Origin of the sequence: Rhizobium ecuadorense (genome assembly GCF_001187535.1) — a bacterium.
GTDB lineage: Bacteria > Pseudomonadota > Alphaproteobacteria > Rhizobiales > Rhizobiaceae > Rhizobium > Rhizobium ecuadorense.
In genome coordinates this window covers 1-234 of record NZ_LFIO01000123.1, presented here as the reverse complement: position 1 = coordinate 234, position 234 = coordinate 1, and the positions used below count along the sequence as shown (strand labels likewise).

The 234-nt window shown below is 59.8% G+C and carries 1 protein-coding gene; it reads right to left on the bottom strand.

What is annotated here, in order from left to right; all coding sequences use genetic code 11:
• Window positions 1-234: hypothetical protein (locus AF337_RS44105; protein WP_152970893.1), on the bottom strand; the 234-nt coding region annotated here is incomplete at both ends.

Here is a 234-nt window from a genome sequence, read left to right as displayed (position 1 = left end):
GTAGCGGTGCCAGTAATCGTCACTGTGGATCCAACGGTCGCCGTGGCGGGTACCGTGATGACCGAGGTCGGTGCAGTATGGTCTGACGAAGCAGTCCCGGCAGTAAGCCCGGATTGCAGTGTCCCCGGCTGAATGCCCATGTCGGCAAGCAGATTGACCATTGCCTGCTGCACGCGAGGATCGGTCGCAGTCGCCTCGTTATCGTGATTGTTGCTCAGGCCCCATGTCCAATAG